Origin of the sequence: Pseudonocardia autotrophica (assembly GCF_003945385.1) — a bacterium.
GTDB lineage: Bacteria > Actinomycetota > Actinomycetes > Mycobacteriales > Pseudonocardiaceae > Pseudonocardia > Pseudonocardia autotrophica.
Genome location: NZ_AP018920.1, coordinates 5157186 through 5180230, shown reverse-complemented (window position 1 = coordinate 5180230; position 23045 = coordinate 5157186). Strand labels below are relative to the sequence as shown.

Annotated in this window: 26 protein-coding genes; 7 read left to right on the top strand and 19 right to left on the bottom strand. The window is 73.6% G+C overall.

What is annotated here, in order from left to right; genetic code table 11:
* Positions 1-72 precede the first annotated feature (72 nt).
* Positions 73-522 (top strand): SRPBCC family protein, encoded by a 450-nt coding sequence (locus Pdca_RS24200; RefSeq protein ID WP_085913147.1) that lies wholly within the window; start codon positions 73-75, stop codon positions 520-522.
* Between the two features lie 81 nt (positions 523-603).
* On the opposite strand, the gene Pdca_RS24195 is transcribed toward Pdca_RS24200, so the two are convergent.
* From Pdca_RS24195 to Pdca_RS24135, 13 genes are all read right to left on the bottom strand, one after another.
* Positions 604-2895, bottom strand: coding sequence for a heavy metal translocating P-type ATPase (locus tag Pdca_RS24195; protein ID WP_085913148.1), 2292 nt, complete (start codon positions 2893-2895; stop codon positions 604-606).
* On the bottom strand, positions 2892-3839 hold the full coding sequence (locus Pdca_RS24190) for a hypothetical protein (RefSeq protein ID WP_232021164.1): 948 nt from the start codon (positions 3837-3839) through the stop codon (positions 2892-2894). The genes Pdca_RS24195 and Pdca_RS24190 overlap by 4 nt, the downstream gene beginning before the upstream one ends.
* Before the next feature lie 79 nt (positions 3840-3918).
* The gene (locus tag Pdca_RS24185) at positions 3919-4131 is read right to left on the bottom strand and encodes a heavy-metal-associated domain-containing protein (protein WP_085913149.1); all 213 of its coding nucleotides are present in this window, start codon (positions 4129-4131) and stop codon (positions 3919-3921) included.
* Positions 4132-4174: 43 nt separating this feature from the next.
* Complete coding sequence (locus Pdca_RS24180) at positions 4175-4456, bottom strand: metal-sensitive transcriptional regulator (protein WP_085913150.1); 282 nt, start codon at positions 4454-4456, stop codon at positions 4175-4177.
* A gap of 189 nt (positions 4457-4645) precedes the next feature.
* A complete protein-coding gene (locus Pdca_RS24175; RefSeq protein ID WP_085913151.1) occupies positions 4646-5791 on the bottom strand; it encodes a CaiB/BaiF CoA transferase family protein in 1146 nt (381 codons plus the stop codon).
* Positions 5792-5867: 76 nt separating this feature from the next.
* The gene (locus Pdca_RS24170) at positions 5868-6476 is read right to left on the bottom strand and encodes a phosphoribosylanthranilate isomerase (RefSeq protein ID WP_085913152.1); all 609 of its coding nucleotides are present in this window, start codon (positions 6474-6476) and stop codon (positions 5868-5870) included.
* 23 nt (positions 6477-6499) lie between these two features.
* Complete coding sequence (locus Pdca_RS24165) at positions 6500-7435, bottom strand: PDR/VanB family oxidoreductase (protein WP_085913153.1); 936 nt, start codon at positions 7433-7435, stop codon at positions 6500-6502.
* Positions 7432-7650 carry a hypothetical protein gene (locus Pdca_RS24160; protein ID WP_085913154.1) on the bottom strand — a complete coding sequence of 73 codons (219 nt, stop codon included), beginning with the start codon at positions 7648-7650 and terminating at the stop codon, positions 7432-7434. The genes Pdca_RS24165 and Pdca_RS24160 overlap by 4 nt, the downstream gene beginning before the upstream one ends.
* Positions 7647-8702 (bottom strand): aromatic ring-hydroxylating oxygenase subunit alpha, encoded by a 1056-nt coding sequence (locus Pdca_RS24155; protein WP_085913155.1) that lies wholly within the window; start codon positions 8700-8702, stop codon positions 7647-7649. Before Pdca_RS24155 ends, Pdca_RS24160 begins: the two co-directional genes overlap by 4 nt.
* 124 nt (positions 8703-8826) lie before the next feature.
* Entirely contained in the window at positions 8827-9612 is a 786-nt protein-coding gene (locus Pdca_RS24150) for an IclR family transcriptional regulator (protein WP_085913156.1), read from the bottom strand.
* On the bottom strand, positions 9609-9926 hold the full coding sequence (locus Pdca_RS24145; protein WP_085913157.1) for a hypothetical protein: 318 nt from the start codon (positions 9924-9926) through the stop codon (positions 9609-9611). The genes Pdca_RS24150 and Pdca_RS24145 overlap by 4 nt, the downstream gene beginning before the upstream one ends.
* A gap of 245 nt (positions 9927-10171) precedes the next feature.
* A complete protein-coding gene (locus Pdca_RS24140; protein WP_085913158.1) occupies positions 10172-10780 on the bottom strand; it encodes a TetR/AcrR family transcriptional regulator in 609 nt (202 codons plus the stop codon).
* Positions 10777-11586, bottom strand: coding sequence for an enoyl-CoA hydratase/isomerase family protein (locus Pdca_RS24135; protein WP_085913159.1), 810 nt, complete (start codon positions 11584-11586; stop codon positions 10777-10779). Before Pdca_RS24135 ends, Pdca_RS24140 begins: the two co-directional genes overlap by 4 nt.
* 151 nt (positions 11587-11737) lie before the next feature.
* On the opposite strand from Pdca_RS24135, the gene paaZ reads away from it, so the two are divergent.
* The 4 genes from paaZ (at position 11738) to Pdca_RS24115 (ending at position 16293) form a co-directional block, all read left to right on the top strand.
* The gene (paaZ, locus tag Pdca_RS24130; RefSeq protein WP_085913160.1) at positions 11738-13768 is read left to right on the top strand and encodes a phenylacetic acid degradation bifunctional protein PaaZ; all 2031 of its coding nucleotides are present in this window, start codon (positions 11738-11740) and stop codon (positions 13766-13768) included.
* The gene (paaK, locus tag Pdca_RS24125) at positions 13765-15090 is read left to right on the top strand and encodes a phenylacetate--CoA ligase PaaK (RefSeq protein WP_085913161.1); all 1326 of its coding nucleotides are present in this window, start codon (positions 13765-13767) and stop codon (positions 15088-15090) included. The genes paaZ and paaK overlap by 4 nt, the downstream gene beginning before the upstream one ends.
* A 51-nt stretch (positions 15091-15141) precedes the next feature.
* Complete coding sequence (locus Pdca_RS24120) at positions 15142-15837, top strand: DsbA family oxidoreductase (protein WP_269462814.1); 696 nt, start codon at positions 15142-15144, stop codon at positions 15835-15837.
* A 147-nt stretch (positions 15838-15984) separates the two neighbouring features.
* Positions 15985-16293 (top strand): ACT domain-containing protein, encoded by a 309-nt coding sequence (locus tag Pdca_RS24115; RefSeq protein ID WP_085913163.1) that lies wholly within the window; start codon positions 15985-15987, stop codon positions 16291-16293.
* 119 nt (positions 16294-16412) lie between these two features.
* On the opposite strand, the gene Pdca_RS35755 is transcribed toward Pdca_RS24115, so the two are convergent.
* Positions 16413-16646, bottom strand: a complete 234-nt coding sequence (locus Pdca_RS35755; RefSeq protein ID WP_085913164.1) for a DUF2795 domain-containing protein — start codon at positions 16644-16646, stop codon at positions 16413-16415.
* A 150-nt stretch (positions 16647-16796) separates the two neighbouring features.
* Here Pdca_RS35755 and Pdca_RS24105 point away from each other — a divergent pair, with 150 nt between their 5' ends.
* Positions 16797-17270 carry a MarR family winged helix-turn-helix transcriptional regulator gene (locus tag Pdca_RS24105; RefSeq protein WP_085913165.1) on the top strand — a complete coding sequence of 158 codons (474 nt, stop codon included), beginning with the start codon at positions 16797-16799 and terminating at the stop codon, positions 17268-17270.
* On the opposite strand, the gene Pdca_RS24100 is transcribed toward Pdca_RS24105, so the two are convergent.
* The 4 genes from Pdca_RS24100 to Pdca_RS24085 are packed head-to-tail and all read right to left on the bottom strand — an operon-like array spanning position 17254 to position 19734.
* Complete coding sequence (locus tag Pdca_RS24100; RefSeq protein WP_085913166.1) at positions 17254-18225, bottom strand: pirin family protein; 972 nt, start codon at positions 18223-18225, stop codon at positions 17254-17256. The two genes, Pdca_RS24105 and Pdca_RS24100, sit on opposite strands and share 17 nt — an antisense overlap.
* Positions 18222-18713, bottom strand: a complete 492-nt coding sequence (locus tag Pdca_RS24095; protein WP_085913167.1) for a carboxymuconolactone decarboxylase family protein — start codon at positions 18711-18713, stop codon at positions 18222-18224. The genes Pdca_RS24100 and Pdca_RS24095 overlap by 4 nt, the downstream gene beginning before the upstream one ends.
* On the bottom strand, positions 18710-19045 hold the full coding sequence (locus Pdca_RS24090) for a GNAT family N-acetyltransferase (protein WP_085913168.1): 336 nt from the start codon (positions 19043-19045) through the stop codon (positions 18710-18712). The genes Pdca_RS24095 and Pdca_RS24090 overlap by 4 nt, the downstream gene beginning before the upstream one ends.
* Positions 19046-19089: 44 nt before the next feature.
* A complete protein-coding gene (locus tag Pdca_RS24085) occupies positions 19090-19734 on the bottom strand; it encodes a hypothetical protein (protein WP_085913169.1) in 645 nt (214 codons plus the stop codon).
* Between the two features lie 138 nt (positions 19735-19872).
* Between Pdca_RS24085 and Pdca_RS24080 the strand changes: the two genes are divergently transcribed.
* Positions 19873-21042, top strand: a complete 1170-nt coding sequence (locus tag Pdca_RS24080) for a low temperature requirement protein A (RefSeq protein WP_085913170.1) — start codon at positions 19873-19875, stop codon at positions 21040-21042.
* On the opposite strand, the gene Pdca_RS24075 is transcribed toward Pdca_RS24080, so the two are convergent.
* The gene (locus Pdca_RS24075) at positions 21036-22394 is read right to left on the bottom strand and encodes a mycothione reductase (protein WP_085913171.1); all 1359 of its coding nucleotides are present in this window, start codon (positions 22392-22394) and stop codon (positions 21036-21038) included. The genes Pdca_RS24080 and Pdca_RS24075 overlap by 7 nt on opposite strands.
* Positions 22395-23045: the final 651 nt, after the last annotated feature.

Here is a 23045-nt window from a genome sequence, read left to right as displayed (position 1 = left end):
ATGATCTGAGTATTGTATCGATCGGAACGACGGCGTGTTCCGAGTCGGACCGCGAGATGGCAGACTGCCCTGGTGAGCGAAGCAGCCCCGACCGTCGTCACCAGCCATCGCGTCGTCGCCGCACCCGCCGAGCAGCTGTTCGAGCTGATCGCCGACCCGGCCCGCCAGCCGGAGTGGGACGGCAACGACAACCTCGTCGAGGCCGCACCCGGTCAGCGGGTCCGCGGCGTGGGGGAGGTGTTCTCGATGCTGCTCACCCAGGGCAGCGTCCGGGAGAACCACGTCGTCGAGTTCACCGAGGGCAGGCTGATCGCCTGGCGGCCCTCGGAGCCGGGCCGCGAGCAGCCCGGCCACCTGTGGCGCTGGGAGCTGGAGCCGCTCGACGACGGCGGCACCCGGGTCGTCCACACCTACGACTGGACCGACCTGACCGACGCCAACCGCCTCGTCCGGGCCCGGGCCACCACGGCGGACATGCTCGGTGCCTCCCTGGACCGGCTGGCCGCCCTCGCCGAGTCCTGAACCCCGCCGAGAGGCACAGGAGCGTCGTCCAGCCGACCGTCGACGACGCTCGTGTGCCTCTCGGAGCGCGGAGCAGACGGGTCAGACGGCGTGTGCGCGGAAGCGGCGCAGGCGCAGGCTGTTCGCGACCACGCAGGCCGAGCTGAACGCCATCGCCGCACCGGCGATCATCGGGTTCAGCAGGCCCATCGCGGCCAGCGGGATCGCGGCGGTGTTGTAGGCGAACGCCCAGAACAGGTTGCCCTTGATCGTGCCCAGGGTCCGCCGGGACAGCCGCACCGCGTCCGCGGCGGCCCGCAGGTCGCCGCGCACCAGGGTGATGTCGGAGGCCTCGATCGCCACGTCGGTGCCGGTGCCCATGGCCAGGCCCAGGTCGGCCTTGGCGAGCGCGGCGGCGTCGTTGACGCCGTCGCCGACCATCGCGACGACCTTGCCGCCGGCCTGCAGCCGCTCGATGACGGCCAGCTTCTCCTCCGGCATGACGTCGGCGACCACCACCTCCGGATCGATCCCCACCTCGGCCGCGACGGACCCGGCGACGGCGTGGTTGTCGCCGGTCAGCAGCACCGGCACCAGGCCCAGCCTGCGGAACTCGGCGATCGCCTCGGCGGAGGTCGGCTTGATCGTGTCGGCGACGACGAGGACCGCGCGGGGCTCCCCGTCCCAGGCGACGGCGACCGCGGTCCGGCCCTGGGCGGTCTCGGTCTCGACGGCCTCGGCCAGCGCGCCGGTCAGCGGCATCGACCACTGCTCCAGCAGCCGGGGCCTGCCGACGAGCACCGCGTGCCCGTCGACCACGCCCTGCACGCCGAGTCCCTCGTGGTTGGTGAAGTCGCTGACCTCGGGCAGCTCACCGGCACGGTCGACGGCGCCCGCGACGATCGCGGCGGCGATCGGGTGCTCGGAGGCCCGCTCCAGGGCACCGGCCAGGCGCAATGCGGTGGTCTGGGCCTCCTCGTCCGCGCCGTCCGCGGTGTGCACGCCGGTCAGCGACATCGCCCCGGTGGTGACGGTGCCGGTCTTGTCGAGCACGACGGTGTCGACCCGGCGGGTCGACTCCAGCACCTCCGGCCCCTTGATCAGGATGCCCATCTGGGCGCCGCGGCCGGTGCCGACCAGCAGCGCGGTCGGCGTCGCGAGCCCGAGCGCGCAGGGACAGGCGATGATCAGGACGGCGACGGCAGCGGTGAAGGCCGCCGAGGTGCCCGCCCCGGCGCCGAGCCAGAACCCGAGGGTGACCGCGGCGATCACGATCACGATCGGGACGAACACCCCGGAGATCCGGTCGGCCAGTCGCTGCACGGCGGCCTTGCCGTTCTGCGCGTCCTCCACCAGCCGCGCCATCTGGGCGAGCTGGGTGTCCGACCCGACCCGGGTGGCCTCCACGACGAGCCGGCCGCCCGCGTTGACGGTCGCGCCGACCACGGCGTCGCCGACGGTCGCCTCGACCGGCACCGACTCGCCGGTGAGCATCGAGGCGTCCACCGCGGAGCGGCCCTCGACGACCCGGCCGTCGGTGGCGATCTTCTCGCCCGGCTTGACGACGAACCGGTCGCCGACGGCGAGCTGCGAGACCGGGATGAGCACCTCGGCGCCGTCCCGCAGCACCAGCACGTCCTTCGCGCCGAGGTGCAGCAGCGCCCGCAGCGCTGCCCCGGCGCGGCGCTTGGATCGCATCTCGAACCAGCGCCCGGCCAGCAGGAACGTGGTGACCCCTGCGACGACCTCCAGGTAGATGTTCCCGGCGCCGTCGGTGCGCGAGATCGACAGCTCGAACGGGTGCACCATGCCGGGGATCCCGGCGGTCCCGAAGAACAGCGCATAGACCGACCAGGCCATCGCGGCCGTCGTCCCGAGCGAGATCAGGGTGTCCATGGTGGCGGCGCCGTGCCGCAGGTTCGTCCAGGCGGCCCGGTGGAACGGGGCACCGGCCCACGCCCACACCGGCGCGGCCAGCACGAGCGACAGCCACTGCCAGTTCACGAACTGCAACGGTGGTGCCATCGCCAGCACCACGACCGGCAGCGAGAGCAGCGCCGACACCACGAGCCGGTGCCGCAGCTCGCGCAGCGCCTCGGTGTCCTCGCCCTCGTCGTCCGGGCTGTCGCCGGTGGAGTCGTCGTCCTGCGGTGCGTGGACCGGGGTCGCGCTGTATCCGGCGGCCTGCACGGTCGAGACCAGCTGGTCGGTGCCGATCCCGTCGGCTGCGGTGACCTTGGCCTTCTCGGTGGCGTAGTTGACCGTGGCGGTCACGCCGTCGAGCTTGTTGAGCTTGCGCTCGACCCGGTTCGCGCAGGACGCGCAGGTCATGCCGCCGATCGCGAGCTCGATCTCGTGCACCGGGGTGTCGGCCCCGGGCAGCGTCGCGGTCATCGGTGACCCCCTTCGTCGTGCGAGTGCTCGTCACCGGCCGGCCCCGGCCGTGCGGCCGGCCCTGCCGGCGCGGGCCCGTCGGCCGGCGCGGCGTTCCCGGTGGTCGGGACGGTGAACTCGGCGGTGCGCACCACGTCGTCGTGCCGGAAGTCGAGGAACAGCCGGTAGGTGCCCGCCGACGGGACCTCGGTGTGGAACGTGATGCCGGGGCCGGCACCGGGCGCGTCCTCGGGATGGACGTGCAGGTAGGCGAGGTCCCCGGTGCGCAACGCGACCAGGTGCCCGGAGGCGCCGAGGTAGGGCTGCAGGTCGGTGACCGGCCGGCCGTCGCGGGTGACGGTCAGGGTGAGCGGGCCGGTCTCACCGGGCCGCAGGTCGCCGTCGAGCTGCACCTCGTAGCCGCCGTCGACCCGGGCGACCCGGCTCGGCTGGGGGGAGACCGGCTCGAACGGCCCCGGGGCGGACAGATCGACCCCGAGGGTGGCCGGCTCGCCGCCGGTCGGGGTGAAGTCGGCGAACACCCGGTAGGTGCCGCCCCCGTCGAGGGTGACCGGAGCCCGCCAGGTGCCGTCGCCGGACATCTCCGGGTGCAGGTGCTGGAAGCCCGCGGTGTCGCGGCGGAGCAGGATCAGGTGCATCCGCTTCTCGTGCGCGACGTCGAAGGTGGTGACCGGCGCCCCGTCGGCACCGGTGATCCGGAACGCGATCTCGGTCGCCGCGCCGGAGGGCAGGGTCGGCGTCGCGGCTTCCAGGGTGTAGCCGTCCGCGGTGCTGGCCAGCCCGGCGGGCCGGACCTCCGGAGTGTCCTCCCGGGGCGCGGCGTGTGCGGGTGGTGGGCGCAGATGCCCGGTCGACGTCCCGGCGGAGGTGCCGGCGACGTAGGCGCCCGCGGCGAGCAGGAGGACCGCTGCGCCGTAGACGGACAGCCGGAGGGCTGTGTTCATCGTGGGGTCCCTCGGTTGGACCCGATGCGGGTGGACGGCGCCCGGGCCGTGACCCGCACCGGGTGGTGGACCGGGGCGGTCAGGCCCCGGCGGTGACCTCGTAGCCGGCCTCGCGGACGGCCTCACGGACGGCGTCGGCCGAGATGTCGGCGTCGCTGGTCACGGTGACGGCGCCGGTCGGTAGGTCGACGGAGACGTCGGTGACGCCGGAGATCTCACCGATCTCCTCGGTGACCGAGCTGACACAGTGCTGGCAGGTCATACCGGTGACGGTGTAGGTGGCGGTGCTCATGACGGGTGTACCTCCTCGTGCGGATCCGCGGGGAGCGGGGATGTCAGGAACGGACCAGGCGCGCGATGGCGGCGCTGGCCTCCTCGATCTTCTCGTCGGCGAGCTGGCCGCCCTCGGCGACCGCGTCGGCGACGCAGTGCTTGAGATGTTCGTCGAGCAGGCCGAGCGCGACGGCCTCCAGTGCCTTGTTGACGGCCGAGACCTGGGTCAGGACGTCGATGCAGTACTTGTCCGATTCGATCATCTTGCTGATCCCCCGGACCTGGCCCTCGATCCGGCGCATGCGCTTGACGTGCGCGTCCTTGTTGTCGGCGTAACCGTGCATCGCGTACCTCCTCCGTCCGCCCGTCGGACGATACCCCCAGGGGGTATCAATGTCGAACCGGGGTGTGTGGGAGCCGGGCGAGTGGGTATCCGCGGGGCATACCGGTCGACGGGCCCGGGCGCGCCGATCGGTTCAGGCCCTGCCGGTTCAGACGGCGCAGCCGGCGGGGCCGCCCCCAAAACCGAGGTGTCACGACCGCTCGTCGAGCCAGGCGAGGACGGCGTCGGTGTGCTCGCCGATGGCGGGGACCGGACCCATCCGGGCGCTCCGCCCGGTGAACGTGATCGGCGGCAGCACCGCGCGCACCGGTCCGGCCGGGCTGTCCACCTCCGTCCAGCGGTCCCGGGCGGTGAGCTGCGGATGGTCCAGCACATCGGGCAGTTCGCGCTGCCGGGCGTGCGCGATCCGGGCGTCGGCCAGCCTGCCGGTGAGCTCGGTGCCGTCGAGCGTGCCGAACACGGCGTCGATCTGGGCGTGCAGCTCCGGCCGGTGCTCCACCCGCCGGTGCCCGGTGTCGAAGCGCGGATCGGTGGCGATCTCCGGGCGGCGCAGCACGACCTCGCAGAAGGTCACCCATTCCCGCTCGTTCTGGATCGACAGCACCACGTCGGTGCCGTCGCCCGCGGTGAACGTCCCGTACGGCGCGATGGCGGCGTGGCTGGTACCGGTCCGCTGCGGCGGGGTGCCGCCGTAGCCGGCGTAGTAGAGCGGATAGCCCATCCACTCGACGAGCGAGTCGAACAGGCTCACCTCGAGATCGGTGCCCTCGCCGGTGCGCTCCCGCTCGTAGAGCGCGGCCAGGATGCCGGAGAACGCGTACATCCCGGCGCCGATGTCGGCCGCCGGTATCCCGCTCTTGGCCGGTGCCTCCGGCGTCCCGGTGATCGACACCAGCCCGGCCTCGGACTGGATCAGCAGGTCGTAGGCCTTCGCGTCCCGGTACGGCCCGCTGGATCCGTATCCGGAGATCGAGCAGGTGATCAGCCGGCCGAAGCGCTCCCGCAGCGCGGCCGCCCCGAGTCCGAGCCGGTCCGCCGCGCCGGGTGCGAAGTTCTGCACGAAGACGTCGGCCCGCTCCAGTAGCCGCAGCACCGTCGCGTGGTCGTCCGGGTCCTTGAGGTCCAGCGCGACCGACTCCTTGGACCGGTTCAGCCAGACGAAGTGGCTGGACATGCCCCGGACGGTCTCGTCGTAGCCGCGGGCGAAGTCGCCGCTGCCCGGCCGCTCGATCTTGATCACCCGCGCGCCCAGGTCGGCGAGCTGCCGGGTGGCCATCGGCGCCGCGACGGCCTGCTCGCAGGAGACGACCACGATCCCGTCCAACGAAAGGCTCACGTGCCCGATCCTCCCGGCTCGCGGTGCGCACCCCGTCGCGGCCCAGCACACCCGCCGCAGCGGGTGCGAACCGCGGTCATCGGGTGTGTACCGAACGGGCCGCCGCCACGAACGCGGCGATCCGGGCGTGGTCCTTGACGCCGCGGGTGGACTCGACACCGCTGGAGACGTCGACGCCCCACGGGTCGATGCGGCGGACCGCGTCGGCGACGTTGTCCGGGGTCAGGCCGCCGGCCAGCAGCCAGTGGCCGTCGGGCCGGGGATCCAGGGACTCGACGTCCCAGGTCTCACCGGACCCGGCGCGCGGGGAGTCGAGCAGCAGCACCTCCTCGCCGTAGGTACCGACGTGCAGGTCGGGACCGTCGGCGAGCGAGGTGGCCCGCCACAGCCGGACGGGCTCGGCCGCCGCGACGGCGAAGTCCTGGGCGGTGTAGCGGCCGTGCAGCTGCAGGACGTCCGCGCCGATCTCCCGGGTCAGCCGGGCGGCGTCGGCGGCGGTGTGTTCGGCGACGACCACCACCGACAGCGTCGGCTCCGGCACCAGCGCCACCAGCTCCCGTGCCGCCTCCGGCTCGACGTAGCGGGGGCTGGCCGGATGCAGCACGAAGCCGACCGCGTCGGCTCCCGCCTCCAGGGCGACCCGGACGTCGTCGGCGCTGCGCAGGCCGCACACCTTCACGAACACGGCACCGACCCTACGTGCGCGCCTCAGAGGTCCAGCACCAGCCGCGGCGACCGGGACCGTGACACACAGATCATCATGGTGTCGCCCGCCTCCTGCTCCTCATCGGTGAGCAGGGAGTCACGGTGCTCGGGCACCCCGGCCAGGACGCCCGTCTCGCAGGTCCCGCAGGTCCCCTCCTGGCACGACGACAGCACCTCGACGCCCGCGTCCTCCAGCACGTCGAGCACCGACCGGTCGGCCGGGACGGTGATCACCTCGCCGGTGCCGGCGAGCTCCACCTCGAACGCGTCCCGCGGGCCGTCCAGCACCCCGTCCTTCGGTGTGAACCGCTCCAGGTGCACGGCCAGGCCGCGCTCCGCGCACTCCTTCTCGACGGCGCCGAGCAGGCCCTCCGGGCCGCAGCAGTAGACCGGCCGGTCCGCGGCGGCACCGATGATCCCGGCCAGGTCGAGCAGTCCGGTCTCGTCCTGGGGCCGGATCTCCACCCGGCCCGGGTAGCGCTCGGCGAGCTCGGTGAACGCCATCGACCCGCGGGTCCGGCCGCCGTAGACGAGCCGCCAGTCCGCACCGGCCGCCTGGGCGGCGGCGAGCATCGGGAGGATCGGGGTGATCCCGATGCCCCCGGCGACGAACACGTAGGACGCCGACGGCAGCAGCGGGAAGTGGTTGCGCGGCCCGCGGGCCGCGACGGTGTCCCCGACGGCGAGCACGTCGTGCACGTGTGCGGAGCCGCCGCGTCCGCTCTGCTCACGCAGCACCGCGACCTGCCAGCCGGAACGGTCGGCCGGGTCGCCGCACAGCGAGTACTGCCGGACCAGGTCGGCGCCCAGCACCAGATCGACGTGCGCGCCGGGCTCCCAGGCCGGCAGCTCACCGCCGTCGGCCCGGCGCAGCGTCAGCAGCGCGACGCCGTCGGCGGCGGTCTGCTTGTCCGCCACCACCAGATCGAGATCGGTCATGCCGGGCTCCCTGCGAGTGCGGGGGAGCGGTCGGGCGCTCCCGCGGTCGGACGGTGGTCGTCGGGATGGCCGAGCAGCCACTCCCACAGCTCCACCGGATCGTCGAACAGTCGCTCGGCGCCGCAGTGGCAGACCGCGCGCAGCCGGTCGGTGCCGAGCACCCAGTGGATCCGGTGCACCCGCTCCCCGGTCAGCACCGGCGGGAGCCCGCTCATCGGGCGGGGACCGCCGGCACGGCGCCGCCGGCCATCCTGGTGAGCATCCGGCGCGCGGCGAGGCCGCCGGTGTCGATGTTGACCGACAGCTCCTGGTAGCCGGCGGGCTCGGTCGCGATCACCTGCTCCAGTACGTCGAGCGCCTCCACGTCCTGCAGCACCACGGTGCGGTTCTGCTCGGCGAGGAACGCCGACACCCCCTCGTCGTCCAGCGCGAAGTCGCGGGCGACTAGCCAGAAGTCGTGCGTGGAGTGCTCGGTCTCCGGGGTGATCGCGTAGACGACCTCGACGTGGAACGCGTCCGGATCGCTGCCGTCCGGGTTCGGGACCGAGCCGACCGGCGCGATCCGGGAGTGCAGCTTGTACAGGCACGGCGGGGTGTACTCGATGTCCTGCCACCGGGAGATCCGGCCGGACAATCCGGTGGAACGCTCGTAGAACGGCGGGCACTCGGCGTCGGCCATGTGCCGGGAGACGTAGACGATCCCGGCGTCGTCGTCGACCTCGGTGCTGATCGGGGTCTGGGCGACCTCGGGGGTGCCGATGTAGCCGCCGTGCAGATACGTCTCGTGCGAGAGGTCGAGCAGGTTGTCCACCAGCAGCGAGTAGCGGGCGGCCAGCGGCTCCATGCCGCGCACCGTCGTCCAGCCCGGTGCATCCAGATAGGACGCGCGCGGGATCCGGCCAGGGTCGGCCAGTTCCGGATCGCCGATCCAGACCCATACCAGAGAGTCCTGCTCGACGACCGGGTACTGCGCGAGCCGCGCGGTGCGCGGCACCCGGGTCTGGCCGGGGACGGCGACGCAGCGGCCGCCGGCGTCGTAGGTGAAACCGTGGTAGCCGCAGACGACGGTGTCGCCGACCAGTCGGCTGGGGGCCTGGGACAGCGGGAACCGGCGGTGCACGCATCGGTCGGCGTGCGCGGTGACCTCGCCGGCCTCGGTGCGCCAGAACAGGATCGGGTCACCGCAGATGGTGCGGGAGAACAGCTCGCGGCCGATCTCGGCGGTGTAGGCGGCGACATACCACTGGTCGCGGGGAATGGTGCTCACGACGACGCTCCTTCGCGTGTACCGGCTGTGCGACGTCCGTGCGTGGTGGGACGGCCCGGCAGGACCGAGGATGCGGTCCACGCCGGGGGCGAGCGAAGCGCACTTCCGGAAAATGGAAGGTTGGTCAGTCGGTGAGTGCCCGGCCGATCCCGCGGGCGCTGGTCCGTACCAGCGGTGCGAGTGCCCGCGGGGCTGCGGTGCCGCGCCGGACGACCAGCGAGACGGCGGCGACGACCCGGCCGTGCGCGTCCTGCACCGGGGCCCCTACGGACAGTGCGTCGTCGGTGACCTGGCGATCGCTGACCGAGTACCCGTCCCGGCGGACGTCGGCGAGTATCCGCCGCAGCCGGGCCGGGTCGGTCACCGTGAACGGGGTGTAGCGCTCGACGTGCCCGGCGAGGACCTCCTCCTGCAGCTCGGGGGGTGCGTGCGCGAGCAGCACCAGCCCGACGCCGGTCGCGGTGAGCCCGAACCGGCCGCCGACCCGGGTGTGTACCGGCACCGCACCGGATCCGGCGAGCCGCTCGACGAAGACCAGCTCGGTGCCCTCCCGGACGGCGAGCTGCACGTTCTCCCGGGTGACGTGCGAGAGGTCCTCCAGGAACGGCAGCGCGGTCTCCCGCAGTGCCTGCCCCCGCGGGGCGAGCGCGCCGAGCTCCCACATCCGCAGCCCGATCCGGTAGCGGCCGGTCTCGTCCCGCTCCAGGGCGCCCCAGCCGGTGAGGTCGCCGACCAGCCGGTGCGCGGTGGACAGCGGGATCCCGGCGTGCCGGGCCAGCTCGCTCAGGGTCAGGGCCGGCCGGTCGGGGCCGAACGCCTCGAGCACGCCGAGCGCCCGGGCGACGACCGAGCCGGTGTGGCCGGTCGGGCGCCCGCGGTGCGGCGCAGTGGCCCGGTCCGGCGAGGTCACCGGGCCGGGTCCTGCCCTTCCGGTGCGGACGGGTCCGCCGGTGCGTCCGGGGCCGGTGCGGCGGAGGCGCTCTCCCGGCGCAGCGGATCGGTGGCCGTCGCCGGATTCCCGGGTTCCACCGGGCCGCCCGACTCCACCGGGCCGCCCGACTCCGCCGGGCCGCCGGGTTCCACCGGGCTGCCGGGCTCTGCCGGGTCGGTCACCGGGTCCGCGGCCAGCAGCGCCTCGATCTCCTCGTCGAGCGCCCGGGAGGTCAGCCCGCCCGCCTGGTTCGCCCGGGCCTGCCACGCCGCTGCCCGCCGTCGCTCTCCCACATCACGAAGCCTGTCCCACGCCGCACCCGGTGACAACCCCGGCGCGGGTGCTCCGGCCCCGGCACGGCAGCGGTCCCGCACCGGGCCGGGTCGGTCGACGCACCGACCCGGCGCCGGCGACGTGCTCGGCTGCGTGCCGGACCTGCCACCGGTGCGGCACCGGTGACGTGCTCGGCTGCCGCCCGGCCCCGCCACCTCCTCGCCCAGCGGTGCCGGATCAGGCCCGGCCGCCCTGCGGTGCCGGATCAGGCCCGGTCGGTCGGCGCCGGGACGATCCCGGTGAAGGCGGCGTTCACGACGTCGTCGGGCAGGGTGGCGCTACCGGGCCGTCCCGGGCGATACCACTCGACGATCGAGTTGACCAGGCCGGACAGCAGCCGCGCGGCCAGCGCCGGATCGACGTCGGCGCGGACCTCGCCCGCCTCGACGGCCTCACGGACCAGCCCGGTGACCGCGGCGTCGAAGGCGCGTCGTCGTTCCAGCGCCCATCGCTCGGTCTCGGTGTTCCCCCGCACCCGCAGCAGCAGCGTCACGTAGGGCAGCTCGCGCATCAGCACCCGGACCTGCTCGGAGACGATCGCGCGCAACCGCTGGGCGGGGCCGCCGGTCTGCGCGACGGGCAGCGACAGCACCCCGAACAGGCCGTCGACCGCGCGTTCCAGCGCGGCCCGCAGCAGCGCCTCCTTGCCGGTGAAGTGGTGGTAGAACGACGACTTCGTGATCCCGGCGGCCCGCGACAGATCCTCCATCGAGGTCGCGTCGTAGCCGCGGGTGATGAACTCGCCGACCGCGGTCTCCAGCAGCTGGTCGCGCCCGCCGCTGGGACGTCGGGCCCGCCGGACCGCCGAGCTCATCGGCCCTCGAAGGTGGGGGCCTTCTTGGCCAGGAAGTCCGCGACCGCGCGCTGGTGGTCGGTGGTGCCGGCGAGCCGGGCCTGCGCGTCCGCCTCGTGCTCCAGCACCGCGGGCAACTCGTTGACGGCGCCGAACCGGATCGCGGTCTTGACCTCGGCGTAGGCGCGGGTGGGCCCGGCGGCCAGCCTGCGGGCCAGTCCGAGCGCCGCGGGAAGCACGTCCTCGGCGGGGACGACATCGCGCACCAGACCCCAGTTGCGCGCGTCCTCTGCGGTGAACTTCTCGCCGAGCAGCAGCAGCTCGGTGGCCCGGGAGACGCCGACGGCGTGCGCGAGGCTCGCCGAGAGCCCGGAGTCCGCGGTCAGCCCGATCCCGGTGAAGGCGGTGGCGAAGCTCAGCCCCTCGGCGGCCACCCGCAGGTCGGCGGCCAGCGCCAGACCGAGCCCGGCGCCGACGCAGGCGCCGTTGATCGCGGCGATCACCGGCTTCGCCGTCCCGGTGATCGCCAGGATCAGCGGGTTGTAGTGCTCCCGCACTGTGTCGAACGCGGTCGACGGATCGTTCTCCAGCGCCGTCGCGTGCTCGCCGAGATCCTGCCCGACGCAGAACGCCTTCCCGGAGCCGGTGATCACGACCGCGCGCACCGACTCGTCGCCGGTGACCTCGGCGACCGCGGTGAGCAGCGCCTCCTTCAGCTCGACGGTGAGCGCGTTGTACTTCGCGGGCCGGTTCAGCGTGACCACCGCGACGGCGGGATCGGTGTCGTCGCGGGCGACGAGAACGGCGGGTTGCACGGGGTCGGACATGGGGGCAGCCTAGCCGCCGACCGAACGATCGGTCCCCGGTCATCGGCGGGGAACCTCTCCCCAAGCGGCCCGAGGGGTGCTAGCGTTCCGTGCCGAACGAACGGTCGGTCTAGAGCCGGCCGCACGACGGACAGTTCCGGAGGCGTCGCCGATGACCTTGCTCCGCAGCCATCTCTCGGGCTCCTGGCAGGCCGGGACGGGTGACGGGCGACCGTTGCACGACGCGGTGACCGGCGAGGAGGTCGCCCGGCTCTCCACCGACGGCCTCGATGTCGCAGGGGCACTGGCGTACGGCCGCCGGACCGGCGGCCCGGCCCTGCGCGAGCTCACCTTCCACCAGCGCGCCGCGCTGCTGAAGGCACTCGGGCAGCACCTGCGTGAGCACCGCGAGCGGCTCTACTCGGTCTCCGCCCGCACCGGCGCCACGCTCGGGGATTCGAAGTTCGACGTCGACGGCGGCATCGGGGTGCTGCTCGCCTATGCCTCCAAGGCCAAGCGCGAGCTGCCCAACGACACGTTCCACGTCGAGGGCGCGGTCGAGCCGCTGGGCCGCGGCGGGACGTTTCTCGGTCAGCACGTGCTGACCCCGCTGCGCGGGGTCGCGGTGCAGGTCAACGCGTTCAACTTCCCGGTGTGGGGGCCGCTGGAGAAGTTCGCCCCGGCCTTCCTCGCCGGCGTCCCGACGCTGATCAAGCCGGCGTCGCCGACCGCGTTCCTCACCGCGGAGCTCGTCGAGCTGATCATCGGCTCCGGCCTGCTGCCCGAGGGGTCCGTGCAGTTCGTCGCCGGCTCGCTCGGTGACACGTTCGACCACCTCACCGGGCAGGACCTGGTGTCGTTCACCGGCTCGGCGTCGACCGCGCAGACCCTGCGCAGCCACCCCGGGATCGTCCGGAACTCGGTGCGGTTCTCCGCCGAGGCCGACTCGCTGAACCTGGCAGCGCTCGGCCCGGACGCCGCGCCCGGCACACCTGAGTTCGATCTGTTCGTGAAGGCCCTGAGCACCGAGATGACGGTCAAGGCCGGGCAGAAGTGCACCGCGATCCGGCGCGCCTTCGTGCCGCGTGCGCAGGTCGACGCCGTCGTCGAGGCGGTGTCGGAGCGGCTGGCGAAGGTCGTGGTCGGCGCCCCCGGAGCGGAGGGCGTCCGGATGGGGGCGTTGGCGAGTCTCGACCAGCGCGAGGAGGTCCGCCGCAGTGTGAAGGCGCTGCGCGCCGCCGGGCGCATCGTGTTCGGCGATCCCGACCACGTCGAGGTCACCGGCGCCGACGCCGATCGCGGCGCGTTCGTCTCCCCGCTGCTGCTCGTCGGCGACCCGGACCGCGCCGAGCCGCACGAGGTCGAGGCGTTCGGCCCGGTGTCGACGGTGCTGCCCTACGACACCACCGATCAGCTGATCGACTACGCCGCCCGCGGCCAGGGCTCGCTCGCCGGGTCCGTCGTCTCCGCCGATCCGGCCTTCGTCCGCGAGGTCGTGCTCGGCATCGCGCCGTTCCACGGCCGGGTGCACGTGCTCAACGCCCGGGACGCGGGCGAGTCCACCGGGCACGGTTCGCCGTTGCCGCAGCTGGTGCACGGCGGGCCGGGCCGGGCCGGTGGCGGCGAGGAGATGGGCGGTATCCGCGGGGTGCTGCACCACATGCAGCGCACCGCGATCCAGGCCGATCCCGACTCGCTCGCCGCGATCACCGGCCGCTGGGTCACCGGCGCGCAGCGGCACACCTCCGAGGTGCACCCGTTCCGCAAACACCTCGAGGAGCTGCGCCCCGGTGACTGCCTGGTCGCCGGGCCGCGCCGGGTCACCCAAGCCGATGTCGAGCACTTCGCCGAGTTCACCGGCGACACCTTCTACGCGCACATGGACGAGGCCGCGGCCGCGGCGAACCCGCTGTTCGGGCAGCGGGTGGCGCACGGCTACCTGGTCGTCTCGCTCGCCGCGGGACTGTTCGTCGATCCCGATCCGGGGCCGGTGCTGGCCAACTTCGGCGTCGACGGGCTGCGGTTCCTCACCCCGGTCCGGTTCGACGACGAGCTGACCGTGACGCTGACCTGCAAGCAGCTCACCCCGCGGGACTCAGCCGACTACGGCGAGGTGCGCTGGGACGCCGACGTCACCCGGCAGGACGGCGAATCCGTCGCCCGCTACGACGTGCTCACCCTCGTCGCGAAGAAGGACGCATGACCACCACCGCACGCCGACTCGGCGACAGCCCACCGCCGGAACTGCTCGACCGTGAGGAGCGCATCCCGGTCGACGAGCTGCGCGCGCTGCAGCTGCGGCGTCTGCAGTGGTCGCTGCGGCACGCCTACGACAACGTGCCGCACTACCGCGCGAGGTTCGACGCGCACGGGGTGCACCCCGACGACTGCCGCGAGCTCTCCGACATCGCGCGGTTCCCGATGACCACCAAGGCCGATCTGCGCGAGAACTACCCGTTCGGCATGTTCGCGGTGCCGCGCGAGCGGATCGCGCGGGTGCACGCGTCGTCGGGCACCACGGGCCGGCCGACCGTGGTCGGCTACACCGCGACCGACATCGACAACTGGGCCACGCTGATGGCTCGCTCGATCCGGGCCGCCGGCGGACGCCCGGGCCACCGGGTGCACAACGCCTACGGCTACGGCCTGTTCACCGGTGGGCTCGGCGCGCACTTCGGCATCGAGAAGCTCGGTGCGACGGCGATCCCGATCTCCGGCGGGATGACACCGCGCCAGGTGCAGCTCATCGGCGACTTCGAGCCCGACGTCATCATGCTGACCCCGAGCTACATGCTCACCCTGCTCGACGAGTTCGCCCGCCAGGGCGTCGACCCGCGGAGCACGTCGCTGAAGGTCGGGATCTTCGGCGCCGAGCCGTGGAGCGAGCAGATGCGGATCGAGATCGAGGACCGGACGGACATGCACGCCGTCGACATCTACGGCCTGTCCGAGGTGATGGGGCCCGGCGTGTCCCAGGAGTGCGTGGAGACCAAGGACGGTCTGCACATCTGGGAGGACCACTTCCTGCCCGAGGTCGTCGATCCGCTCGACGGGACGTCCCTGCCCGACGGCCAGGAGGGCGAGCTGCTGTTCACCTCGCTGACCAAGGAGGGACTGCCGATCATCCGGTACCGCACCCGGGATCTGACGACCCTGCTGCCGGGGACGGCGCGGCCCGCGATGCGCCGGATGGCCAAGATCACCGGCCGGTCCGACGACATGATCATCCTGCGCGGGGTGAACGTCTTCCCGACCCAGATCGAGGAGATCGTGCTGCGCACGCCGGGTCTGGCGCCGCACTTCCAGCTGGTGCTCACCACCGAGGGCCGGATGGACGCGCTCGCAGTCCGGGTCGAGGCCCGGCACGACACCCCGGCCGGCCGCCGCGAGCCCGCCGCGGCCGAGCTGATCCGGGCGGTCAAGGAGACCGTCGGGGTGACGGTCGCCTGCGAGATCGTCGACCCGGACAGCCTGGAGCGGTCGGTCGGGAAGCTGCAGCGGCTGCAGGACCGGCGCGCGCGGTGAACCCGGCCGGGAATCGCCGGCCGCACGGGCGGCGTTACCCCGGACGTGAAGGTGGAGATCTGGTCCGACGTCGTGTGTCCCTGGTGCGCGATCGGCAAGCGGCGGTTCGAGGCGGCGCTGGCCGGCTTCGCGCACCGCGACGACGTCGAGGTGCGCTGGCGCAGCTTCCAGCTCGACCCGCAGGCGTCCGGTGAGCGCGAAAGCGGGCCCGGGCCGCTGGCCGCCAAGCTGGGCGTGAGCGTCGAGCAGGCCCGCGAGATGCTGGACGGGGTGACCGCGACCGCCGCCGAGGACGGGCTGGAGTTCCGCTTCGACATCGCCCGGCACGGCAACACCCTCGACGCGCACCGGCTGCTGCACCTGGCGTGGGAGCTGGGCGGTGCGTCGCTGCAGGGCGCGCTCAAGGAGCGGTTGCTGCGCGCGTCCTTCACCGAGGGGGAGCCGGTCGGCGACCCGGACACCCTGGCGCAGCTGGCCGCCTCGGCCGGTGTGCCAGAGGCCGATGCCCGCGCGGTGCTCGGCTCGGATCGCTACCTCGACGCCGTCCGCGGCGATCAGGAGCTCGCCCGCCGCTACGGCATCTCCGGCGTCCCGTTCTTCGTGATCGACGACCGGTTCGGTGTCTCCGGCGCACAGCCGGCCGAGGCGTTCGGGCAGGCACTGGACCGCGCCTGGGCGGACGCGCACCCGCTCACCCCGGTCGGCGACGACGGACGGACGTGCGCCGACGGCAGCTGCACGACCTGAGGGCTGCTACCCTCGTCGACGTGCGCGGACTGATCATTATCCGGCGCGCCGGCTGAACCCAGGTCGCCGGCGCGCGTGCCGTCGTGCCGCCACCGGACCTGGCCGGATCCTCCGCACCAGCCGACCGGGAGATCCGAGATGTCTGCGATGTCCACACCGAGTTCCGTCGATGCCCCCGCTGATTCCGCTGTCGATTCGGCTGTCGAGGGTGCACCGTCGCCCGCCGCCTGCGACGCCCATCCGTTCAGCCTGCTCGTCGCCGACGGCGGCGACGGGCTGGCCAAGGTGCTGGTGACCCTGCGCTCGCGCCGATACCAGCTGCGTGAGCTGCGTGCCGACCTGAGCGGCGACATCGGCCGGGTCGAAGGCAGCGTCGAGCCGGACGGGCGCGATCCCGAGCTGCTGCTGGAACAGCTGCGCCGGGTGGTCGCCGTCGTGCGGGCCGAGCACGGCTGAGCAGGCTCGGCCCCGCCGGTCGGTCTCGCCGGTCGGCTCTGCCGGTCGGTCTCGCCGGTCGGCTCTGCCGGTCGGTCTCGCCGGTTGGCCCTGCCGGTCGGTCCCGCCGGTCGGCGAGGTCAGCGGCGCAGCGCGGCCAGCGCCGCCGCGACGATCGCCTCGTAGCTGCGGTACGTGCCCTCGGGCAGCGCGGCGAGGCGCTGGCGCAGGCTCGCCGGGGCACCCCAGTCGGTGGCGTGCGCGAGGATCTGCCAGCGCTGCGCGGGCAGCGCGAGCCCGGCCAGCACGTGGCGCAGTGCGTACCGGAGGTGTTCGGCGTCGTCGGACCCGGGGTGCAGCGGCGCAGCCGTCATCGGAACCTCCGGAAGGTGGGGCGGGAGCGAGGCACCGGCGTCGTCGACGGTGGATGACCACGGATGTGATCTGCACCACGATGACAGATCCTGACTTCGGCAGTCAAAGTGTTCGCCGATCGAGAAATCGTCGTCGGAAGGTTCTCGCCCATGCCGGAGGCGTCCGAGCAGGCCCGGGCGGTGCTCGCGGGCGTGCACGCCTTCGCCCACGGCATCGACCGCTACCGGCTGGCCGTCGGCACCCGGTTCGGGCTCGGTGTCCCCGAGGTCGTCACGCTCACCCATCTCGCCATGGCGGGGCCGGCTCGGGCGGGCGAGGTGGCCGAGCGCACCGGCCTGAGCCAGGGCAGCGTCACGGCGCTGGTCGACCGGCTGGAGCGGCGCGGACTCGTGGCGCGGCTCCGACCGCGGGACAACCGGCGGATCGTGCTGGTCGAGCTGACCGGCGCCGGGCGCGAGCTGACCGACGGCCTGCTCGCTGCGGTGCTGCCGAGCATGGCGGCGACCGCGGCCGAGCCCGGCCTGCCCGAGCCCGCGGATCTCGCGCACGGCCTGCACCGGGTCGCCGACATGCTCGTCGAACTCGCGGACCGGGATCCGGCGCAGGTCACTCCCGCGGGGTGAGCCGCGCGTTCGGGAGCTCGGGGGCCGGGAGCGTCGAGTCCCAGGCGTCCGGGAACGTGCCGAAGCGGCCCTGCTCGGACCCGCCGGCCGCGCGCTCCTGCTGCCACTGCTCGCGGAACGCGACGATCTCCTCGTGCGAGGAGCCGATGAAGTTCCACCACATGACGATCTGCTCGTCGAGCGGCTCCCCGCCGAGCAGCAGCACCCGGGTCTCACCGGTGCCGGTTGCCCGGATCTCGATTCCGGAGGCCCCCGGCGGCAGGTAGACCAGCTCGCCGGATCCGGCGGCGGTGCCGCACACGTCCGCCGAGCCGGTGTCGACGAGCACCCCGTACTCGAACGACGGTGTCGCCGGAACCGACAGCCGTCCGCCCGCCGGGAGCACGACCTCGGCCCCCAGCAGCGGCGAGAACGTCTGTACCGGTGACGTCGACCCGGCCAGCGAGCCGAGGAAGACCCGCAGCGTCGCGTCGTCCTGCCGGATCGGCGACGGCGCGTGGTGGGCGAACCCCGGGGCGGTCTCCCGGTGCGCGACCGGGAGCGCCAGCCACAGCTGGACCCCGTGCAGGGTCTCGGTGTCCGGGGTGGAGTACTCGGAGTGCGCGATGCCCGATCCGGCCGTCATCAGGTTCAGCTCGCCGGGACGGATGATCGCGTGCGCGCCGGTGGTGTCGCGGTGCTCGATCTCGCCCTCGAACAGCCAGGACACCGTCTGCAGCCCGGTGTGCGGGTGTCCGGGGACGGCCATCCCGCCGGTCCCGGACACCCGGTCCGGCCCGTAGTGGTCGATGAAGCACCAGGCCCCGATCAGCGAGCGCACGCGGCGGGGGAGGGTGCGGCGCACGGTCATCGCCCGGGGGCCGCCCAGCGGGACCTCACGGGGTGTCACCAGCTCGGCCCGGGCGGAGCCACCGCCGCACACGACCTCCTCGGGGACGGCTTCGACGTTGCTCATCGCAGTGCTCCCGTGGTCGTCCTGCCCTGTGCGTCCCGCTCCGGCACCGGATGGCGGGAGAGTATCGAGATGCGGTTGAACGCGTTGATCGTGATCGCGGCCCAGATCAGCGCCGAGGTCTCGTCGTCGGTGAGGCCGGACCGGGCCTTCGCGTAGGCCTCGTCGTCGAGGTGCGTCGCCGCGGTCAGGGTGACCGCCTCGGCGATCTCCAGCGCGGCGCGCTCACGGGCGTCGTAGATCCGGCTCTCCCGCCACGCCGGCAGCAACGCGAGCCGCTGCGGGGTGACCCCGGCCGTGATCGCCGCCCGCGAGTGGATGTCCAGGCAGATCTCGCAGCCGTTGAGCTGGGAGACCCGGACGTTGAGCAGCTCCATCAGCGCCCGGTCGATCCCGGCCGCCTCGGCCGCGTCCCGCACGGTGCGTACGGCCCGTCGCATGGCCGCGTACACCTCGGGGTTCTGCTTGTCGATCAGGACCCGGCCGCTCATCGCAGGGCCTGCTCGACCGTCCGGATCACGGCGGGCGTGACCGGATCGAGGACGTCGGCGAACCCCTCGTGCGAGGAGACCCAGCGCCGCACGTACGGGCACATCGGGACGATCCGTTTCCCGGCGGCGCGGGTGTCGGTCAGCGCCTCGCGGACCAGCGTCCCGGCCAGGCCCCGGCCGCCGTAGGCGTCGTCAATCTCGGTGTGGTGGAAGATCCGCCGCTCGCCGTCGTCCACATAGGCCGCGAGACCGACCCGAACCCCGTCCAGGGCGATCGAGTAGCGGTGTTGTGCCGGGTCGTCCGTGACGACCGTGTCCTGGTTGTCCGACATGCCCCCGACAACCACGCGGGCCGCCGTGGTGTTCCGGCGGCTCCTCAGGCGGTCGCCCGTCGCCGGTCGAACGAGACCTGCACCCGGTACCCGGTGTAGGCCAGCGCCACGAGCACGACCACTGCGGCGATGCTCTCGAGCGGGGTCGCCGGGGCCTGCAGCCCGGCGAGGAACGCCGGCCCGGCCGAGATCACGCCGCGCACGACCAGCGCGGCGCCGCCGAGTGCAGTGGCGATCCGCAGCACGATGCCTCTGGCCCGGGCCAGCGCGAGGCCGGCGACCAGCGCCGCCGCCGCGACCACGACGAGGGTGAGCATCCGGGACAGCCCGCCGCCGGACGGCAGTGCGGCCAGCAGACCCAGCACGGCGGCGCCGCCGGCGAGCCCGCCGACGACGAAGACCGCGGCCCCGGCAGCGAAGCGCACCAGCGCGACCGCCCCGGCGGCGCCCGCGACGCCGACGAGCACCGTGACCGGGACCGGCCCGCCGAGCGCCGAGGCCAGGCCGCCGGCGAGGCCGAACCCGGCGGCACCCGCGGCGAGCAGGATCGAGCGGGCGCCGCCGAGGCACAGCACCAGCCCGGCGAGGAGCACCAGGAGCCCGCCCCCGGAGCCGCCCGGGGCGAGATCGGCGGGCGGGACGGCGAGCGCGACGAGCGCTGTCGGGTCGCCGGGACCTGCTGTCGTCATGTGCCGGTTCCTCCTCCCGCCCACAGGTGATCCACTGCGGTGGCTCGGGGCGACGCTAGCGCCGGGGCGGAACGGGCGGGTAGGCGCAACGGCCCTACCGGCAGGGAGCCTCGTCGCCGCGCCGGTACCCTGCGGCAGATGACGATCCGGAGCGGGTCACCGCGGTTGCTGCGGCGGGACGGCGACTCCGAGGTCGCGCCGATCGAGCTCTTCTTCGACCTGGTCTACGTGTTCGCGATCATCCAGGTCTCGCACACGCTGCTCTACCACCTCACCCCGCGCGGTGCCCTCGAGACGGCCCTGCTGTTCGCAGCGGTGTGGTGGCTGTGGAACTACTCGGCCTGGGCGATGAACTACCTCGACCCGGCGCGGACGTCGGTCCGGTTGCTCAACGCGCTGCTGATGCTGGCCGCGCTCGGGATGGCGCTGGCCCTGCCGACCGCGTTCAGCGACGGTGGCCTGCTCTTCGCCGCCTGCTACGCGACGGCCCAGATCGGGCGGCCGCTGTTCATGTGGATCGCGATGCGCGGCCACGTGCTCTCCCGCAACTACCGGAACCTGCTGGTCTGGAGCTCGGTCGCGGGGGGCCTGTTCCTGCTCGGCGCGCTGCTGCCGCCGACCGCCCGGCTGGTCGTCTGGGGGCTCGCGGTCGCGGTCGACCTGGCCGGGCCGCGGGTCGAGTTCCGGGTCCCCGGCCTCGGCTCGACCCCGATGCGGAGCTGGCCGATCGACATCGTGCACCTCGCCGAACGCAACCGGCTGGTCTTCATCATCGCGCTCGGCGAGTCCATCCTGATCATGGGTTTCACGCTGTCCGAGCTGGAGCCGATCACCCCGTACGCGGTGCTGATCGCGGGGCTCGGGTTCACCGGGCTGGTCGCGCTCTGGTGGTCGTACTTCGCACTGGCCGGTCACGACGCTCCGGCCTCCCACGGCGACGACAGCGCCGGGGCGGCCCGGGCGGCGTTCGCCTACGCACACGGACTCATGGTCGCCGGTGCGGTGCTCTTCGCGGTCGGGATCGAGGTGCACCTGACGCATCCGGAGAACGGCCCGGCGCTGGTGCTCGTCTCGATCGGCGGACCGCTGCTCTACCTCGCGGGCAACACGATCTACCTGCGCGGCCGGACGGGTGCTGCCGGGCGCAGCCGCTACCTCGCGGCCGTGATCCTGGTCGTCGGCGGTGCGGTGGCGCTGCTGTTCGGTGCGGCGCTCCCGGCGATCGTGATCGGGCTCGTGGTGCTGGCCGTGCTGATCGGGCTGGCCGCTGTCACCCAGCTGTCGACGCGGCGGGCACCGGCCTACTGAGCGTCGCGCAGCGCGTTCTCGACGACCTCGGACAGCGCGGGGTGGATCCAGTACTGCACGTCGGCGAGCTGCTGCGCGGTGGTCCCGAGCGCCATCGCCTGGACCAGCTGCTGGACCAGGACGGACGCCTGCGGGCCGAGGACGTGCGCCCCCAACAGTGTCCCGTCCGGCGAGGTGATGATCTTGCAGAAGCCGCGCTGCTCCTCCATCGCCCAGCCGTAGGCGACGTCGCCGTACTCGTGCAGGCCGGTCCGGTGCGCCAGGCCCTCCGCGCGGCACTGCTGCCCGGTCCGGCCGACCGTGCCCACCTGGGGGCTCGCGAACACCGCCGCCGGGACCCGGTCGTGGTCGACGGTGCGCAGGTCGTCGGGGTGCGCGAGATTGTGCGCGACGATCGTGGCCTCGTGGTTGGCGACGTGCTTGAGCGGGTGCGGGGTGCTGACGTCGCCGAGCGCCCAGACGCCGTCGGCGGTGGTGCGGCCGTGCCGGTCGACGCGGACGCGGCCGTCGTCGTGGGTGGCGACGCCACCGGCGGCGAGGTCCATCCGGTCGCCGTTGGGGATGCGGCCGGCCGCCACCAGGAGCCGGTCGGCGCGCACCTGGGTGCCGTCGTCGAGGTGCAGCCGGACGTCACCCGCGCTGCCCGTGACCCGCTCCACCGAGCGCCCGGTGCGGACGTCGAACCGCTCCCGGGCGGCCGCGGTGAACCGCTCCGTCACGGTCTCGTCCATCCCGTCGAGCAGGGTGTCCGCGAGCTCGACGATCGTGACCTCGCAGCCGAGACCACCGAAGACGTGCGCGAGCTCGGCGGCGATGTAGCCGCCACCGAGCACCGCGAGGTGCCGGGGCAGCTCGCCGATCCGCATGATCGTGTCCGAGGTGTCGAACGGGACGCCCGAGTCGGCGACCGGCGGCGGCACCACCGGGCGCCCGCCGGTGGCGAGCACGATGCGATCGGCGGTGAACGCCGTCGTACCGCCCTCGGCGAGCTCGACGGTCATCGCGCGCGGCCCGGTGAACCGGGCGTGCCCGATGTGCACGGTGCCGTGCTCGCTGCGGTACTCGCGGCCGTCGTCGCCGATCGGGTCGAGCCTGCCGTACACGCGGTCCACGATGTCGCGCCAGCGGATCCGGTCGATCCGGGCGTCGATCCCGAGGCGGGAGGCGGTGCGCACCGACTCGGCGATCTCCGCGGTGTGGGCGAGCATCTTCGTCGGGATGCAGCCGACGTTGAGGCAGGTGCCGCCGAACCGGGTGGCCTCGACGTGCACCACGTCGAGCCCGGCGAACCGTTCGTCGACGATGGTGTTCCCGGAGCCGGTGCCGACGACGGCGAGATCGTGATGGGCCACGGACCGAGCCTAGGAAGCGACGGCCGATCCCGCCCGCCGAATCCGGTCGACCGCGCCCGGGGCCGGTGTCCCGGGCACCCGCGCGGCACCCACGCGGCACTCGCGCGGCAACCGCGGTGGCCGCCGCAGCCGCCTGAGCGGCGACCGCCCATGCGGCGGCGGCCTAGGCGACCGGCCGAAGGCGCGCGGTGTTCGCACGGGATCGTCGTGTTCGCACGGGATCGGATCCCGTGCGAACACGGCAACCCCGTGCGGATGGGGGAACTCCGTGCGAACGCGGCGACCCCGTGCGGATGGGGCCGTCGTGGCGGTCCCCGTGCGGGCGGAGCGATCCGGCGTGAGCGGGGGCGGGGCGCCGGTCGTTCGGTAGCGCGGCGCGGGTCCCGTGCGCAGCTCGCGTGGGCTCGCACGGGGTTGCGGTGTTCGCACGGGTGCGAATCTCGTGCGAACGCGGCGATCTCGTGCGGACGCGGCGATCTCGTGCGTGCGGATGGGGTCGACGCGGACGATCCCCGGTACGAACGCGACGGTCCCCGTGCGGACACGACGAACTCGGGCGGACGGAGCCGAGGCAGCGATGCCGTGCGGACGAGGCTGCCGCGCCGGCCCCCGCGACCCGCGCCGATCCGGTGCCGATGTACCGGCCCTACG